The following is a 14,973-nucleotide window of genomic DNA, read 5'->3' as shown; positions in this document are numbered from 1 at the left end:
ATTTTCACGTCCCCAAAAGTTTTTTCGTACTTTATTATTTGAGGATTTCGCAAAAAAATGCTTACGTTTTGATAAATATTATAAGTGCTTTTTCACATGATGCTCTAGGTGATCGAGATAATCCTGAATGAGCCATTTTAGTGTCACCTTTTGCTGACCCATTTCACATGGCCGAGATACTGTCTGTTCTGAGAGGTTTTCCAACACCACCACTATTTTTTTGTTTAAGCTCGTCCATAATAATAAGATTTCTTCTATTGGAATTTTTTGATAACCCTGTAGCTCGACCCATTGAACTTGATCGTATGTAGACACTACATATGGTGAAACGTCGTATTGAATCTTTATAAATCGTTCCAAGTTGATGAGAGCGGAATCGCATAAATGACCTAAGTATTCTTTTTTAGACCATTTATTCGAAGCAGTTCGTTCTGTCATTTCCGTTTCTGTCATAACATGAAACATTTCTGGCACTTTCAGCAGCCAATAATGTAATTGTTCAATGATGTTCTGCATAATGGTCATCCCCTGTTTGATAAATGGTCACGTAATAATCTACTAACGCAATCACAGCCTGCACTCTTTTATGTTCTTTTTCAATTTTATAGGAAATAAATAGAATCGTGACATTCAGACTCAATATCGCCAATGCCACAATTTGGACAAGCGAATGTCCCATCATTATTTGGCTATTCATAGCGGTAGCGATCAACGTAAACATGGACAGAATGACCCCACTTAAAGTGATGAAAATGGGCTTTAAACGCATAATTTCCTCCGCCTGCTGCCTTAAAATACGGATGATAAAGCGTAGCTCCTGTGTTGTATATTGTTGTTGAAAAATAACAAAATAGGACTGATAGATATCTTGGTGAAGCGTTTTATGGAGAATCTGTTTATGCATTTTTTGCACAAATTGATCACAAAAATCATTATCCAATGCTTCCTCCGGCCTTAGCAGCTTTTCATTACATTCAAAAATAGCGACCCTCAATCCCCCTCATTCGTTCATAATGATTACTATTATATGAAAGAAAATTAGGGGTGTAGTACGCCTTGTGGCAAGTCTTTAGCTATTTTCCGCAAAAAATGCTATAACACCTTTCATTAAGCAAATTTATTAATTGCCAAATGCAAACACAAGCTCCATTTCACAAACCAATTCTCCATCAACCGTCGCGATACCTTTACCTTTACCGATTGAACCTTTTACACGTGTAATTTCTACTTCAAGACGCAATTGATCTCCAGGCTTCACTTGTTTTTTAAAACGACATTGATCTATGCCTGCTAGCAATCCCAGTCTTCCCTCATTGCCTTCCTTCGTCAGCATGATGACCGCGCTAACTTGCGCTAATGCTTCCACAATTAGCACGCCTGGCATTACAGGATATTGGGGGAAATGACCGTTAAAAAATTCCTCATTAATCGTCACATTTTTAAGACCTACTGCTCGTTTTCCTGCCTCTAATTCTTCAATACGATCCACCAAAAGGAATGGATAACGATGTGGTAAAATTTCTTGTATTTGTTGACTAGTGAACATGCGAATACCTCCAACTTTGATTATGATCTCATTCTATCATTAAATATTATTAGTTGGTACTAAAAAATACACTTAACTAAAAGGCGAATCATCCATCAATCCGAATATACTGTTCGTTTATTATTTTCTGAATATTTTTTCATTCCTTTTTCAATATTTCTTTATCGACAGCTCTATAGTAGCTAGAATATAATATGTCATGCATTCACCCTAGAATGATTAGTTTATTAGAATAGGATGGTAAGCATGTTATCTTTTATCGCAATAGTTCTTTTATTATTTTTAATTCCAGGACCTGCAGTCATTATCACAATTACACAAACGTTAAAAAGTGGTAAAAAGAATGGCATTTATACAGCCTTAGGTATCGGTCTCGGCGACTTAGTCCATACACTGGCAGCTGTTTTAGGTCTATCTGCTATTTTAATGAAATCTGCCACAGCCTTTGAAGTAGTGAAATATATAGGTGTAGCTTATCTTGTATATTTAGGAATACAAATGCTCGTAACGAAGCCGAAGAAAATTGAACAGCCTACTGTGGAACAAAGCCCTGCAAGTACTTCATTCCGCCAAGGCTTTTTAGCAGAAATACTAAATCCAAAGACGGCATTATTTTTCCTTGCCTTTTTGCCGCAATTTATCCAGCATAATGAGACGTCTGTTACAGTCCAACTGCTAACACTCGGCATTACATTTGTTGTGATGAGTGCGTTGTATACTATTTTACTAGCTGTTGTAACAAGCTTTATTGGTGAAAAGATCTTTACGAAAACAAGCGGAAGCTCCCGTTGGCTTGAGAAAACGGTTGGCTTTGTCTATATCGGCCTAGGTGTCAGATTAGCCCTACAAACACAAAGCAAATAAATGACGAGAAGAACCCAAAATCGGAGTTCTTCTTTTTTTTGGAGGAAAATTGACGGAAATAGCTAATACATACTAAAAGGAGGTTTTTACAATGAATCAGCGGCAAGAAAATTTATTTCAACAACTACAGCATTACCGAAGCGAGTTACTACAAATACTTGATCAACTAACAGAGGAAAAGGCCAATATCATTCCGACTGGCTTCCATAATAATATCCGCTGGAATATGGGACATTTATATCTCGATCAATACTTATGGATAGAGGCACTAACAAAAGACAAACATAAGGAACTAGACAATTTCACCAACTGGTTTGGATTCGGTACCTCACCGGATCATTTTGATGAAAAAACCCCATCTTTTGACGCATTAAAAATGTTATTGGCACAGCAGCCCGAACAGCTAAAGGAACAATATGGTGATCGATTAATGGAAGAATTCCCTCCTATTGAGATGGGCATGCAAACTATAGAACAAGTACTAGTGCGGACTATTTTCCATGAGGGCATGCATGTGCAGGCCATCTTAACGATTCATCGGATTCTTAACGAGTCTCTGTCTGAGGCTTTTCAAAGTGATCGTGAATGAAACAAATATTCTATCCATCTTTCATATAAAAACCATAGGATTTTTATGTAAAATAAAACAAGCTTATAGATCAAAGTAATCTATAAGCTGTGATGCCTGCCTTTTACTGTTTCGGTGTATTCGCTGTTAAAGGATTTGCATTAGCTACTAATTGAACAGGTGTTGTCGTTTGTTGGTAGCTATCCTTCTGTCCTTGATTGGATTTCCCGTAGCCTTTCATCGCAGCAAACAATGCTGCACCAACTATGCCCCATGTTAAAAATTTCACAAAAAAACCTCCTTTCACGTTTAGTATTCGATTTGAAAATCATCTTATTCGTTGTAAAAAAGTAGTTATTATAAAAAAATTGTAAAATTTTTATGATATACATAAGAATATTATGGTAAAATTTCGATGATGAGGAGGTTAATTACCATGAAAAAAATTATTACAGGGATAGTTTTAACATCAATGTTATGGGCAGCTTCACCTGCTGACGCAGCAACGACTCAAATTAAAATTGATGATGTCGTGCTAAAAACAGATGCTGCTCCAGAATTAAAAAACAATCGAACAATGGTCCCTTTACGAGTAATCAGTGAAAATTTAGGTGCTCAAGTTCAGTGGAGTAATTCCAAAATTACTATTACTTTGAACAAGGATACTATTACTTTAAATCCTGACAGCAAGACAGTTATTAAAAATGGCAAAACGGAACAATTGGAAGTAAAGCCATACCTTAAAAGTGATCGTATTTACCTACCTATTCGTTTTTTTGCAGAAACTTTTGGCAGTCAGGTTGATTACAAACAAGGTGTTGTTAGTATAGTTACTGAACCACTATTACTTGAAAACGAAAAAGTAAATACTCTTCGTTATGAATATCACATGACAATGGGTGGAATTATTCAAGAGATTAAAGGAAATGCTTATAACAAAGCAATTTATAAGATCTTTCAAGAACAAAAAGGTGATAAAGTAGACGAACCAAAAGAATATTATTGGCACTTTAACCTAGATTCACCAGGATCTTATTACAAGCTTGGACAATATGATTTTATGAGCATTGATAATAAAAGCGTTGAGCAGTTTGATATTTATACGTTAAATGGCCCATTCCCTGAGGAACTATTAGAAGGCTATTCAGAATATCTTCTCCATAATTTTGATGAAAATAGCTGGTACATATTCTCAGATAATGCAGTGCAGGCTATTCAAAGGCTTATGAATGCTGCCACTACTAACGGATTTAACAAAATTATTAGCAATACCGTTGTTTAAAAAATAACAGAAAACTAAACATATTCTGTATGAAAATGTGCAAAATATTCATATCAACGATTTATGGATGGAGATTTGCCTCATGCAGAAATTACTGTCAATTAGTTTGGTATTACTATTACTATTTGCTTTAGCAGCCTGTTCATCGGAAGAAGCACCGCCAAGCGAAGAAGCTGAAGCTAAAGAACAAACCGTAAATGCACAACCAAAAGAAAACCTCGATTTGTTTGAAAATGACCGAGGTTTAGCAATACATGAATAAATAAAAAGCGTGTTTTGAAATGACTCAAAACACGCTTTCATCATGAATTATTTTTGGATAATCTGAATAAGGTTGCCACAAGTATCATCCAAGACAGCTATTGTGACGGCGCCCACTTTTGTTGGCGCCATTGTAAATTCCACGCCCTTTTCTAATAATTGCTTGTACTCTTCGTGAATATCTCCAACACCAAACATCGTTGCAGGAATACCTTCAGCGAAGATTCTCTTTTGATAATCCTTTGCGGCAGGGTGCTCATCCGGCTCTAGTAAAAGCTCAGTTCCACCTTGATCATCTGGCGATACAAGCGTCAGCCATCTATGTTTTCCTAATGGTTCATCTTCCTTTTTAACAAATCCAAGCTTTTCTGTATAAAATGACAATGCCTTTGCTTGGTCTGTTACAAATATACTGTTCACGATAATGTTCATTTGAATAGCCTCCTCTGCTAGTTGGCGCAAAATACTTGTCCGCCCTAGTGTATGATGGTCGAAAAATTACTCTACCCATCCTTTTAATAAATCTTTAAGTGGCTCATTGTTAAACCTAACAACTCGATATTTGCCCTTCCGCCTGGAAGTGACAAGCCCTGCCCCCTCCAAAACAGCAAGATGTTTAGCAATTGCTTGTCTCGTTATGGAAAGCTCATACTTCATAAGTAGACGAACCGTCAACTCATATAAGGTCATTTCATTTCGTTCACATAGTTCGTCAATTATAAGCCTCCGAGTAGAGTCTGCAAGTGCTTTAAATATAGCGTCTTTGTCCCATTTCATAAATCGATTATAGGCAACTTTCAGGTTGCGTGTCAACAATAAGCAACCTATTAGTTGCCAATAAGTATAAACGATACAGGTTTAAGTATATACATTTCTATAGATGTATGATAAAAAACACAGCAAGCATGAGTAGATCACTCACACTTGCTGTGTTTTTATAAGGGTAACACCGTGGAATATTTGATTTCCCGTAACGATAAATTTGTTTGAATTCTAGAGATGCCTAACTTATTTAATTTCCGAATAAATTGATTCAATTCTTGACGATCTCGAATGACGATTTTTAATAAATAATCATAGGCACCTGTTAAACAGTGACATTCCAATATTTCTGTCATCGTTTTTAAGCTTGCTTCCAATTCCTCTATTTCCTTCGCTTGATGGATATCCGTACTCATAAAAACATAGCACAGTAAATCAAAGCCCAGTTTTTCCTGATTTAAAATAGCGACCTGCTGATTGATGTAGCCTTCGTTTTCCAATCGTTTGACTCTTGTATGAGTCGCTGGTGGCGATAAGTTGACACGTCTAGCCAATTCTGCATTACTAATATGAACCTCTCTCTGCAAAATATCTAAAATTTGAAGATCCATACTGTCTAGTTCTTTATTTTTGCTATCCTCCATTGATGACTCCCCTTTTGATTATTTTTCGCGACGTATCCACAGAGCTTCTTTTCCGAAGATTATTCAAATAAAACCACATATACTTTAATTTATTTCGAATTTAATCACTTTCACAAAATATTATACAGCCAAACAACTGTTAATGCTATGATTCTTAATATACATAAGGTTAAGAGGGGTGTTACGAGATTTGGTTAAATTGTATATGGGTCTAATGCTTGTCACAAGTTTACTATGGGGAGGGAATTTTGTTGTTGCTAAGACGCTTGTTGCTCATGCTTCTCCTATGACATTGACAATGGTTAGATGGTTAATTGCCATCATTGTCCTGGTCCCTTTGGTTTGGTGGAAAGAAAAAAAATTAATTCCCCCAAAACAAGCCATTGTCCCGTTACTTTTAATGGGTGTTACAGGGGTTGCTTTCTTTAATATTTTTCAATTTTTAGCATTAGAGCGTACGACATCTACTAATGCTGGGCTTATTTCTACTATGAATACAATATCCATTGCCCTTTTTTCGTTTGTCTTGTTGAAAGAAAAAATAACTAAATGGCAGTTATCGGCCATGGTTTTATCATTGTTCGGGGTAGTTCTAGTTCTTTCAAAAGGAGATTTAGAGCTGTTGCTAGATTTCCAATTGAATACAGGCGATTTATGGATGCTGGCAGCCGTGTGTGTTTGGGGACTGTATTCCGTATGTAGCAAATGGGCTATGCAAACAACCTCCCCATTAATGGCTACTTTGTATGCGGGGATATTTGGTGTGCTACTGCTCCTACCATTTACAACTACAGATTTTACCTTCACGAATGTCAATACATCTTTCATTCTTTCCATGCTATATACCGGCATTATCTCCACGGTTGTTTGTATGGTATTTTGGAATATAGGTGTACAGAAGTTAGGCGCGACAACATCAGGGATTTTTTTAAACTTCAATCCCATTTTCACTGCCCTTCTCGCCTATTTATTTATTGGAGAAAATATGTCTTGGCTCCAGGGAATAGGTGGACTTATCGTCATTATGGGATGCTATCTATTCACCCATTTTAAAACAAAAGTTCCACAGGCTATACTATAAAGAAAAGATGCATGGCACTTAGAAGTATCATGCATCTTTTTTTACAGGCTTCTTAACAAGAACTACAAAAGAAACAGATGTTCCTTCATGAAGTTTACTCGTAATATTCAATCCTTGCCCATAATGCTGTTGAAGGCGAAGATGGGTATTCATTAAACCAATGCTTTTGGACGGCTTTTGCTTTGTTTGAAGTAACTGCGACAAACGTAGTTCATCCATGCCAACACCATTGTCCGACACTGTAATTTCAAGCTGCGATTCACTTTCAAAAATCCGAATATGGATTGTTCCCCCTTCTGTCCTTTTTAAAATACCATGCTGTAAGGCATTTTCAACTAAGGGCTGAATAGTTAATGATGGGATGAGCACATCGGTAGATGCCTCTAAATCCCATTTAACCTGAATACGATCGCCGAAGCGCTCTTGCTGAATATAGAGATAAGCTTGAATTAACGTAAGTTCATTTTCTAACGGCACAAGTGCTTCAACATTTTGAAAATTATAGGATTCTCTTAAAAAATCACTGAGTGCCTCTACTAATCTACTTGTTCGTTCACTATCCATCTCACTCAACGTTAAAATGGCATTTAACGTATTAAAAAGAAAATGAGGCTCAATTTGTGCCTGCAGCCAGGCAGCCTCCATACGATGACGTTCCTGAATGGATCGCTTCACCTTTATTAATGCCGCTACTCGTGATCGTAGCTCTAGAGCATCGACAGGCTTGGTCACATAATCATTCGCACCTGCTAAAAAACCATTTTCAAGATCCCGGGGTTGACTACGCGCTGTCAGTAATAATACAGGTAAATCGGTGATGGAGAATTGCTTCCGAATGAGACGCACTAATTCATACCCTGACATTTTCGGCATCATCACATCTGAAATAACTAAATCCCACTCATACGACTGAATACATACTAGCGCTTCTATACCACTGGTCACCGTAACAATGTCATATGGTTCATTTGCTAAAATGGTCTCAACTACTCGCAAATTAATAGGCTCATCATCCACTACTAAAATACGCGGATAATTCCACTCCACACTCTGATCGTGCTCCAAGTCACCTTGTAAATTTGTTGTGCGCTCTGAACTCTTGCTAACGCTCTGTCGTACCTTTTCAAGTGGCTCTTGGACATTCGATTCATCCGCTAGGGGCAATGTAAAAGTAAAGGTCGAGCCTCGTCCTACAACGGATTGCACTTCCAATGTCCCCCCATGTAATTCAATGAGCCGCTTACAGATATTAAGCCCTAGCCCAAACCCTCCTTCTACCATAGTTTTACTGATCGTACCTTGCTCATATGGTTCAAATATTCGACGCAAGGTTTCATCTTCCACACCGATGCCTGTATCTGTAATAACGATATTGGCCATCCCATTGCGCGTATAACTCGAAATTGTAATCGACCCTTCATTCGTAAATTTCACAGCATTATGCACTAAATTAAAGACTATTTGAATCACACGATTTTCATCAGCCAGCACTCTTTGAAAATCTTCTGGTATTTTCAGGACGAACTGAACAGGCTTCCCTTCAATCATAAAGCGCAGCATATCAAATACACCTACAACAATAGAATGAATGGAAACCATACTTAGTTGTAATTTTTGTGTATCGTCTTTCAAGCTCATGACATCTAGCAAATCATTTAACAACAAAGACATTCGATTACCAACGGACAGGACAGTTTCTAAATCACTCACGCTTTTTGTAGTTAACATATTGGCTTCACGATCAAGTACTGCTTTTGACATATTGATGATGCTATGAAGTGGATTACGTAATTCGTGAGAGGTACTTGCCAAAAATTCATCCTTGATTTTATCAGTCTCTTGCAATTTATGAGCAAGCTCCTTCGTATCGGCATGTACCTTTGCGTAATCTTTAAACCACAATGTCGCTAAACAGGCAATTGTCACAATCAAATCAAATGGATAAGAAATGACTTTTATTCCTGTAATTAGCAGCATGACATCCCAAATCATACTATTCACAAAGGCCACTATCCCTAATAAAATAAAAACATTCCCGCGAATATCCTTTATTGATTTTCCAATCATCAAGATTAAAGTAATAACTATTGGAGCCCCTAAAATAACAATATAAAAAGCTTGCATGGAAACAAGATAACGTATAGGTAAAGTAAAGGCTAATAAGATCGCTACAATGCAGAAAAAAGTGTACACACGTTTATAGAGCTGTAAATGTGGCGGTAGCCAGTGATCTATACATTGCAGTAACGAATAGCCAATGCCCACCATAGAAAGATGGACTAATATAAATCCCCAATCATAATTTATTGGAAACCAAAATGAAAGAAGTTTATCATCACTTCCTAATAAATAATAAAACATGATACTTACGGTTAAGATTGAAAAGAATAGTAAGCGTTTATCTTTATTTCCAACTAAATAGAGAATAACAGAGTAAATGGCATGCAAGACTAAAACAACTGCCACTAATAGCTGCATTGTGACGGACAATTGAGTCTCCCGATTGATCACATCTTCTTGTCCAAATTTGATAGAACGTACAATTCCCCCATTACGAGGATCTTGAAAGTTGGCTACTTGAATAATCAGTTCGATTTCACTTTCACCATTTGTCTCAAATGAGGCTGTAAACGGTACATTTTTAGCCACCGTTTGTGCCCGATTTTCACCTAGTTCTCCTGATTTCGCAATTAAGCGATCGTTCACATATATTTCTGCAGCACTGCGAATACTTGGTACTCTTATACTAAAGGTTTTTGTCTCATCTGTATTAACCAGTATTTTTAGATGATAAGAGCCATATCCAAATGGGCTTTGCTCCCCTTCCTGAAAAACTTTGTCCCAACCATCTGGGACTTGTATGTATGTGTGGTTAGAAGAATGATTTTCCATCAACCATTGCGATGGATAGAAGGACCATTCGCCATCAAGTGTTAATGCACTTTGATGAAAATCAAAATTACGGACATCCATTTGCCCTTTCATGGCATATGGTTGATCTGGCTGGGTAAATGAATGAAGCCATAAAATACGAGAACCTGTTAAGAAGACTATAAACAATATAATGATGACAGCTATTTTTCTATGTTTCATAGTAAATGATCATAACCTCCTAAATCTAAAAGTAATCCCATAACCTCTTATTCTACCAAGCCTACTTATACAGAATCTGAACAACCTATTTTCCCCCTAAAAAAATCAAGACAGTCTAGAGACTATCTTGATTTCCCTTACATATTATCATTTCTGCGGCGGGATGATGCCTGTAACAAGTAAGATAAAGAATACTAAACCTATTAGTACAAATATAAGTGATGCTATAAATACAGGACCCGCTTTAAATTGAAATCGGTCTCGCTCCTGGATAATGCCTGTTACGGCTCCAGATTGAGCTGCAAAAAATCTTGACATAGCTCCACCACTACTTGTAAAGTAGAGCGTTCCTAATGTAAAGGCAGCCCCTGTGAAAAACATAACTTCTATAAACCTGACAGAAAATACAGATGCAATCCAATAAGTTAGGGCAAATTCTACAATAAATGCAATAACCATCATAACAAAATGTTTTGGATTCATTCTAAAATCCCCTTCTTTCTTTCCTTACGCATCCTATTGGCAAAAGTTTCATTTTTCTAAAAATACTGTATACTTCATCACCATTTTGGAACTTCCATTTAAATTCGAGCTCTTAAGACTCCATGTATATTTAATAGATCCGAGGGTCTTTATTGTATTGCACAATCTACTATTTCCTTATAAAGAATGTTCCATTTGTGATAATAAGAGGCAATATCATTCGGATTTACAAACATCCGTTGAGCAGATTCAAATTCCCCTTCAAATGGGAGCAGATTTGTTATAGTCATTTTGTAGAATATTTGAAAGCCCATTTTGGGATAGAAACTGCTTTCTGTCCATAATGGATTTTCACTATGGTCAACGATGATGTGTCCTAACAACTTACATTCTCCTTCCACATAGCCCTCTTCCCGCGCTTCCCGTTTAAAGCAATCTTCTGGGCTTTCACCAGTTTCAATATGTCCTCCTGGATAATCCCATCCTCTATCATTTACATCCACCAATAATAATTGATCCTCTTGAAAACAAAAGCCGTGGACACTTGTTATTAAATGATATGGGGGCAGTAAGGTATTTTTTTGCCAAGTTAATTTAACTTTTGATTCTCCCCAATTTACATAAGTAGTAGTCAATTTTTCGCCTCCCAAACTAATAATCTATCTTATTTATACTTATTTAATAGTTCTTCTGGAATATGACAATAATCATTTGGACATTTTGCTAACCTATCTTGATGTTCTTCTGCACTTCTCACATAATTTGTTAGAGGTAATACTTCAACAACGATCAAATCATAATCATTTCTCTCACCAATAAACGCCTTCGCCTCTAGTAAGTGTTCAGGTTTTTCACTATAAACTCCCGTTCTGTATTTCTCGCCAACATCCTGTCCTTGTTTATTCAAACTATAAGGATCAATAATTTCAAAAAAATATCCCATTAATTCCTGGATACTTACAACGGACGGATCAAATCCTGTTTTTACACATTCAGCATACCCATCGTAATCACCCTCAAGCGTATAGCTTGTACCATTGGCCCTTCCTGCCTCTGTAAATTCAACGCCTGGTAAGGTTTTTATAAAAGCTTGAACTCCCCATAAGCAACCACCTGCAAAATATACTACTTCCATCCTTATTCACCCCTTTGTTTAATGACACAAATACCGCAGTAATTGTTGAATTTGTCTGTTATACATGACACTAATCATACTAACTATCTAATCCCTACGTATATTTCTGTAAGAAATTTCTAAATGTTTATTCCATACTATCATGAAAATCAAGCAAATTACAGGCAAACTCTTTCTCTAAACACAAAAAGACCAGGATGCTCACCTTACTGGGAGTCCTGGTCTTTTTGTGAAAAGTGAAACTTACTAGCTTGCTTTAGTTTTTGTATCCTACTATTACAGTAGTCGTCTTCTCGCTAGAAAAGTTACAGCTTATTTAAAAGTTTTTAATGTTGGTTTGGAAAAAAGTTTGATTAATAGTTTGTTGCAAACGTTGATTTTATAATAGAAGAAACCCATGCATTTTGAAAAAAGGTTGATCAAAATGAATGGGTTTTATTTAAATGCGAAGTTATTTTTATCAAACTATATTACAAATTATCGATCTTTATTATAAATAATCGAACTTGATTTTAATTGATCAATCTTTTTTACAAACTACAACTCTTTTTTCTTCCATCATTAGGATATTAATTTATTTTAAGAAACAATTTTTATCTCTTTACGAGCAAACACATATCCAATAACCTAAAAATGAATTTAAACTTCTGTATATTGTCCAATCTTTCTGAATTTCTCATAGCGATCTTCAATTAATTGTTCGCCATTTAGAGAATTCAATGCTTTTAGTGTGACGCTTATACATTCTTTTATATATGATGCTTGCTTCGCAACATTGCGGTGTGCACCACCAGTTATTTCAGGGATTATTCCATCAATAACGTCGAGCTCTTTTAAGTCAGGTGCTGTTATACGCATTGCTTCTGCGGCTTGCTTCCCTAGGTTACCATCTCGCCATAAGATCGATGCAGCCCCTTCAGGCGAGATAACCGAATACGTTGAGTTCTCTAACATAAAGACGCGATTAGCTACCCCTAATGCAATGGCACCCCCACTTCCGCCTTCCCCAATAACAATACTAATAACTGGTACTGTTAGAATCGCCATTTCGGAGAGAGTTCTAGCAATGGCTTCACTTGGGCCGCGTTCCTCGGCTGCCTTACCCGGATAGGCTCCTTTTGTATCAATAAAACAAATAATTGGGCGCTTAAATTTCTCAGCTTGCTTCATTAAGCGTAATGCCTTACGATATCCTTCAGGGTGTGGCATACCAAAATTTCGTCGAATATTTTCTTTAGTTGATTTTCCGCGTTGATGTCCAACAATTGTTACGGGCTGTCCTTCAAAGAGAGCAATTCCTCCAAGAATAGCTGCATCATCACCAAATGTACGATCTCCATGTAACTCAATAAAGTTTTCACACATAGCTTCTATATATTGTAAAGTTGTTGGTCGTTCTGGATTTCTAGCAACCTGTACACGATCCCATGGCTTCATATTGGCATAAATAGATTGTTCTAGCTGTGTTAGACGTGTTTCAAGCTTTTCGATTTCGCTTGTCATATCTACATCTGCCTCTGTAGCAATCGTTTTTAATTCATCAATTATTTCTCGTAATTGTATTACTGGTTCTTCAAAAGCTAAATTTTTAAACATGTTGCACACCGCTTCTTGTATGCATTTTTACAAGCATTACTACTTGATTTCGTAAATCCTTCCGATGGAAAACTGCATCAAGCTGACCATGCTCTAGTAAAAACTCTGATTTTTGGAAATCACTTGGTAATTTTTCTCTTAATGTTTCTTCAATGACACGGCGACCAGCAAAGCCAATCAATGCTTGTGGTTCAGCAATATTAATATCTCCAACAGAAGCAAAGCTTGCTGAAACGCCACCGTATGTAGGGTGCGTCATGATCGAAATAAATAATAGTCCTTCTTCACTATGATGTTTTAATGCCACACTCGTTTTTACCATTTGCATTAATGATAGAATACCTTCTTGCATGCGCGCTCCACCACTAGCAGTAAAGATAATAACCGGTACACGTAATTCAATAGCTTTTTCAACGGCACGTGTGATTTTTTCTCCTACAACGGAGCCCATTGAGCCCATACGGAAATGAGAATCCATAATGGCTACAACAATTTCTTCTCCATCAAGAGTACCTACCCCAGTCAGTACAGCTTCGCTTAATCCCGTTTGTTGTTTAGCCACTGAAATTTTTTCTACATAATCAGGGAAATTAAGTGGATTACTTGTTTGTAAATGATCATCCATTGAAACAAATGAACCTTCATCTAAGAAATATGCTACGCGCTCCTGTGCAGTCATTTTGAAATGATGGTCGCATTTTGTACACACTCTATGATTTTTTTCTAATTCCTTTGTTAACTGAATGTGACGGCATTCTGGACATTTTGTCATAAGCCCTTCTGGAAATCCCTTTTCCTGTCCGTCCTCATTCTTTTTACTAAATAAGCTACGTATTGCCATGTTTTACTCCCCCTTTGTTGTCTAAATGCCTTGTTCAGCATTTATCCACTGTTCGTAAGCTATTAATGCTTCTTTTTCATAGCAAAGTTGCATCGATTTCAGCATAGTTTGAATGATTAATTTTTCTTCTTCTGTTGAGTTTCGATTTAAACGGTCACCGGCATAAATTGCTAACTGAAACCAGACTTTTAGTGAAAGACGATTTCCTTCCGTGATGATTATTTCTCGTAAAACATCCCGACAATTAATCGTACTTTCTATCTCTAGCTTTACAAAAAAACTGCCCCACACTGGTAGTGTTCACAGAGTCTCTGTACAACTTATAACGCGAATGGCTTCCTTTTCATGAATTTGTCGCGTTAATTTGACATCCTTTTTTGATTTTTCATCTTCTAATATAAACATCGACAAGATTTCTACGAGCTGATGATTTATGTAGAAGCTAGAAACGTACCTTCCCCATGTCTCGTTTCAATAAGACCTAATAACTCTAAACTTCGCAATGCCTCTCTCACAGAGGATCGCCCGACACCTAGACGTTCTGAAAGGACTCGTTCGGAAGGATATTTTTTCTATTTTAATAAGTTGTCGTAATTGTTGGACGATATCTAAAAACACTTTCCTTTGTTCGGTTTTTTTATCCATACGATCAACTCCTCGATCAATCTATTCGCCTTGGAATAATTATTGCTGTCGCTTTCCTTTCGCGCAGATAAACAATACATCCAAAGGCTTTATCTTCATTCAGTAGGTGTTTGGATACCTACTATAAAGAAACTAAATCCACCACCGTCAGTTGATGGCGTCTCTTACTGAA

General features: G+C 36.8%; 18 protein-coding genes and 1 pseudogene. 5 read left to right on the top strand and 14 right to left on the bottom strand.

Annotated elements, in window-relative coordinates; genetic code table 11:
• Positions 1-78: 78 nt before the first annotated feature.
• From B3D94_RS18680 to fabZ, 3 genes are all read right to left on the bottom strand, one after another.
• Positions 79-516, bottom strand: a complete 438-nt coding sequence (locus B3D94_RS18680; protein WP_069481271.1) for a DinB family protein — start codon at positions 514-516, stop codon at positions 79-81.
• Entirely contained in the window at positions 500-940 is a 441-nt protein-coding gene (locus B3D94_RS18675; RefSeq protein ID WP_291759176.1) for a hydroxymyristoyl-ACP dehydratase, read from the bottom strand. Before B3D94_RS18675 ends, B3D94_RS18680 begins: the two co-directional genes overlap by 17 nt.
• A 180-nt stretch (positions 941-1,120) precedes the next feature.
• Positions 1,121-1,546, bottom strand: coding sequence for a 3-hydroxyacyl-ACP dehydratase FabZ (gene fabZ / locus B3D94_RS18670; protein WP_291759173.1), 426 nt, complete (start codon positions 1,544-1,546; stop codon positions 1,121-1,123).
• A gap of 246 nt (positions 1,547-1,792) precedes the next feature.
• On the opposite strand from fabZ, the gene B3D94_RS18665 reads away from it, so the two are divergent.
• Positions 1,793-2,410, top strand: a complete 618-nt coding sequence (locus tag B3D94_RS18665; protein ID WP_069481268.1) for a LysE family translocator — start codon at positions 1,793-1,795, stop codon at positions 2,408-2,410.
• 91 nt (positions 2,411-2,501) lie between these two features.
• On the top strand, positions 2,502-2,999 hold the full coding sequence (locus tag B3D94_RS18660; RefSeq protein WP_069481267.1) for a DinB family protein: 498 nt from the start codon (positions 2,502-2,504) through the stop codon (positions 2,997-2,999).
• Between the two features lie 103 nt (positions 3,000-3,102).
• Here the strand turns inward: B3D94_RS18660 and B3D94_RS18655 are convergent, their stop codons facing one another.
• A complete protein-coding gene (locus B3D94_RS18655) occupies positions 3,103-3,267 on the bottom strand; it encodes a hypothetical protein (protein WP_175423022.1) in 165 nt (54 codons plus the stop codon).
• A gap of 147 nt (positions 3,268-3,414) precedes the next feature.
• Here B3D94_RS18655 and B3D94_RS18650 point away from each other — a divergent pair, with 147 nt between their 5' ends.
• Together B3D94_RS18650 and B3D94_RS18645 are read left to right on the top strand one after the other, a co-directional pair.
• Positions 3,415-4,260, top strand: coding sequence for a copper amine oxidase N-terminal domain-containing protein (locus B3D94_RS18650; RefSeq protein WP_291759166.1), 846 nt, complete (start codon positions 3,415-3,417; stop codon positions 4,258-4,260).
• Between the two features lie 82 nt (positions 4,261-4,342).
• Positions 4,343-4,522, top strand: a complete 180-nt coding sequence (locus tag B3D94_RS18645) for a hypothetical protein (RefSeq protein ID WP_069481265.1) — start codon at positions 4,343-4,345, stop codon at positions 4,520-4,522.
• A gap of 47 nt (positions 4,523-4,569) precedes the next feature.
• Here the strand turns inward: B3D94_RS18645 and B3D94_RS18640 are convergent, their stop codons facing one another.
• The 3 genes from B3D94_RS18640 to B3D94_RS18630 form a co-directional block, all read right to left on the bottom strand.
• Complete coding sequence (locus tag B3D94_RS18640; RefSeq protein WP_193831874.1) at positions 4,570-4,953, bottom strand: VOC family protein; 384 nt, start codon at positions 4,951-4,953, stop codon at positions 4,570-4,572.
• 66 nt (positions 4,954-5,019) lie between these two features.
• Complete coding sequence (locus B3D94_RS18635) at positions 5,020-5,298, bottom strand: ArsR/SmtB family transcription factor (RefSeq protein ID WP_193833664.1); 279 nt, start codon at positions 5,296-5,298, stop codon at positions 5,020-5,022.
• Positions 5,299-5,456: 158 nt separating this feature from the next.
• Positions 5,457-5,927, bottom strand: a complete 471-nt coding sequence (locus B3D94_RS18630; RefSeq protein ID WP_069481261.1) for an Lrp/AsnC family transcriptional regulator — start codon at positions 5,925-5,927, stop codon at positions 5,457-5,459.
• 205 nt (positions 5,928-6,132) lie between these two features.
• On the opposite strand from B3D94_RS18630, the gene B3D94_RS18625 reads away from it, so the two are divergent.
• Entirely contained in the window at positions 6,133-7,008 is an 876-nt protein-coding gene (locus tag B3D94_RS18625; RefSeq protein WP_291760668.1) for a DMT family transporter, read from the top strand.
• A 27-nt stretch (positions 7,009-7,035) separates the two neighbouring features.
• On the opposite strand, the gene B3D94_RS18620 is transcribed toward B3D94_RS18625, so the two are convergent.
• The 7 genes and pseudogenes from B3D94_RS18620 to B3D94_RS18590 form a co-directional block, all read right to left on the bottom strand.
• Complete coding sequence (locus B3D94_RS18620) at positions 7,036-10,101, bottom strand: hybrid sensor histidine kinase/response regulator (RefSeq protein ID WP_291759161.1); 3,066 nt, start codon at positions 10,099-10,101, stop codon at positions 7,036-7,038.
• 147 nt (positions 10,102-10,248) lie between these two features.
• On the bottom strand, positions 10,249-10,584 hold the full coding sequence (locus B3D94_RS18615) for a hypothetical protein (protein WP_069481258.1): 336 nt from the start codon (positions 10,582-10,584) through the stop codon (positions 10,249-10,251).
• Between the two features lie 149 nt (positions 10,585-10,733).
• The gene (locus tag B3D94_RS18610; RefSeq protein ID WP_291759157.1) at positions 10,734-11,219 is read right to left on the bottom strand and encodes an NUDIX hydrolase; all 486 of its coding nucleotides are present in this window, start codon (positions 11,217-11,219) and stop codon (positions 10,734-10,736) included.
• 29 nt (positions 11,220-11,248) lie between these two features.
• A complete protein-coding gene (locus B3D94_RS18605) occupies positions 11,249-11,719 on the bottom strand; it encodes a peptide-methionine (S)-S-oxide reductase (RefSeq protein ID WP_069481256.1) in 471 nt (156 codons plus the stop codon).
• Between the two features lie 639 nt (positions 11,720-12,358).
• Positions 12,359-13,315, bottom strand: a complete 957-nt coding sequence (locus B3D94_RS18600; RefSeq protein WP_291759153.1) for an acetyl-CoA carboxylase carboxyltransferase subunit alpha — start codon at positions 13,313-13,315, stop codon at positions 12,359-12,361.
• A complete protein-coding gene (gene accD, locus B3D94_RS18595; RefSeq protein ID WP_291759151.1) occupies positions 13,308-14,156 on the bottom strand; it encodes an acetyl-CoA carboxylase, carboxyltransferase subunit beta in 849 nt (282 codons plus the stop codon). Before accD ends, B3D94_RS18600 begins: the two co-directional genes overlap by 8 nt.
• Before the next feature lie 21 nt (positions 14,157-14,177).
• Positions 14,178-14,801: pseudogene (locus B3D94_RS18590) on the bottom strand (FadR/GntR family transcriptional regulator).
• Positions 14,802-14,973: the final 172 nt, after the last annotated feature.

The sequence above is a fragment of the Lysinibacillus sp. UBA5990 genome (assembly GCF_002429815.1).
GTDB lineage: Bacteria > Bacillota > Bacilli > Bacillales_A > Planococcaceae > Lysinibacillus > Lysinibacillus fusiformis.
This window is presented reverse-complemented; position numbering and strand designations above follow the sequence as displayed.

Bases quoted from the DNA above. Each gene is read 5' to 3' on its own strand.
- B3D94_RS18680 (WP_069481271.1), bottom strand. From the start codon at position 516: ATGCAGAACATCATTGAACAATTACATTATTGGCTGCTGAAAGTGCCA.
- fabZ (WP_291759173.1), bottom strand. From the start codon at position 1,546: ATGTTCACTAGTCAACAAATACAAGAAATTTTACCACATCGTTATCCA.
- B3D94_RS18665 (WP_069481268.1), top strand. From the start codon at position 1,793: ATGTTATCTTTTATCGCAATAGTTCTTTTATTATTTTTAATTCCAGGA.
- B3D94_RS18660 (WP_069481267.1), top strand. From the start codon at position 2,502: ATGAATCAGCGGCAAGAAAATTTATTTCAACAACTACAGCATTACCGA.
- B3D94_RS18650 (WP_291759166.1), top strand. From the start codon at position 3,415: ATGAAAAAAATTATTACAGGGATAGTTTTAACATCAATGTTATGGGCA.
- B3D94_RS18645 (WP_069481265.1), top strand. From the start codon at position 4,343: ATGCAGAAATTACTGTCAATTAGTTTGGTATTACTATTACTATTTGCT.
- B3D94_RS18640 (WP_193831874.1), bottom strand. From the start codon at position 4,953: ATGAACATTATCGTGAACAGTATATTTGTAACAGACCAAGCAAAGGCA.
- B3D94_RS18635 (WP_193833664.1), bottom strand. From the start codon at position 5,298: ATGAAATGGGACAAAGACGCTATATTTAAAGCACTTGCAGACTCTACT.
- B3D94_RS18630 (WP_069481261.1), bottom strand. From the start codon at position 5,927: ATGGAGGATAGCAAAAATAAAGAACTAGACAGTATGGATCTTCAAATT.
- B3D94_RS18625 (WP_291760668.1), top strand. From the start codon at position 6,133: ATGGGTCTAATGCTTGTCACAAGTTTACTATGGGGAGGGAATTTTGTT.
- B3D94_RS18620 (WP_291759161.1), bottom strand. From the start codon at position 10,101: ATGAAACATAGAAAAATAGCTGTCATCATTATATTGTTTATAGTCTTC.
- B3D94_RS18615 (WP_069481258.1), bottom strand. From the start codon at position 10,584: ATGAATCCAAAACATTTTGTTATGATGGTTATTGCATTTATTGTAGAA.
- B3D94_RS18605 (WP_069481256.1), bottom strand. From the start codon at position 11,719: ATGGAAGTAGTATATTTTGCAGGTGGTTGCTTATGGGGAGTTCAAGCT.
- B3D94_RS18600 (WP_291759153.1), bottom strand. From the start codon at position 13,315: ATGTTTAAAAATTTAGCTTTTGAAGAACCAGTAATACAATTACGAGAA.
- accD (WP_291759151.1), bottom strand. From the start codon at position 14,156: ATGGCAATACGTAGCTTATTTAGTAAAAAGAATGAGGACGGACAGGAA.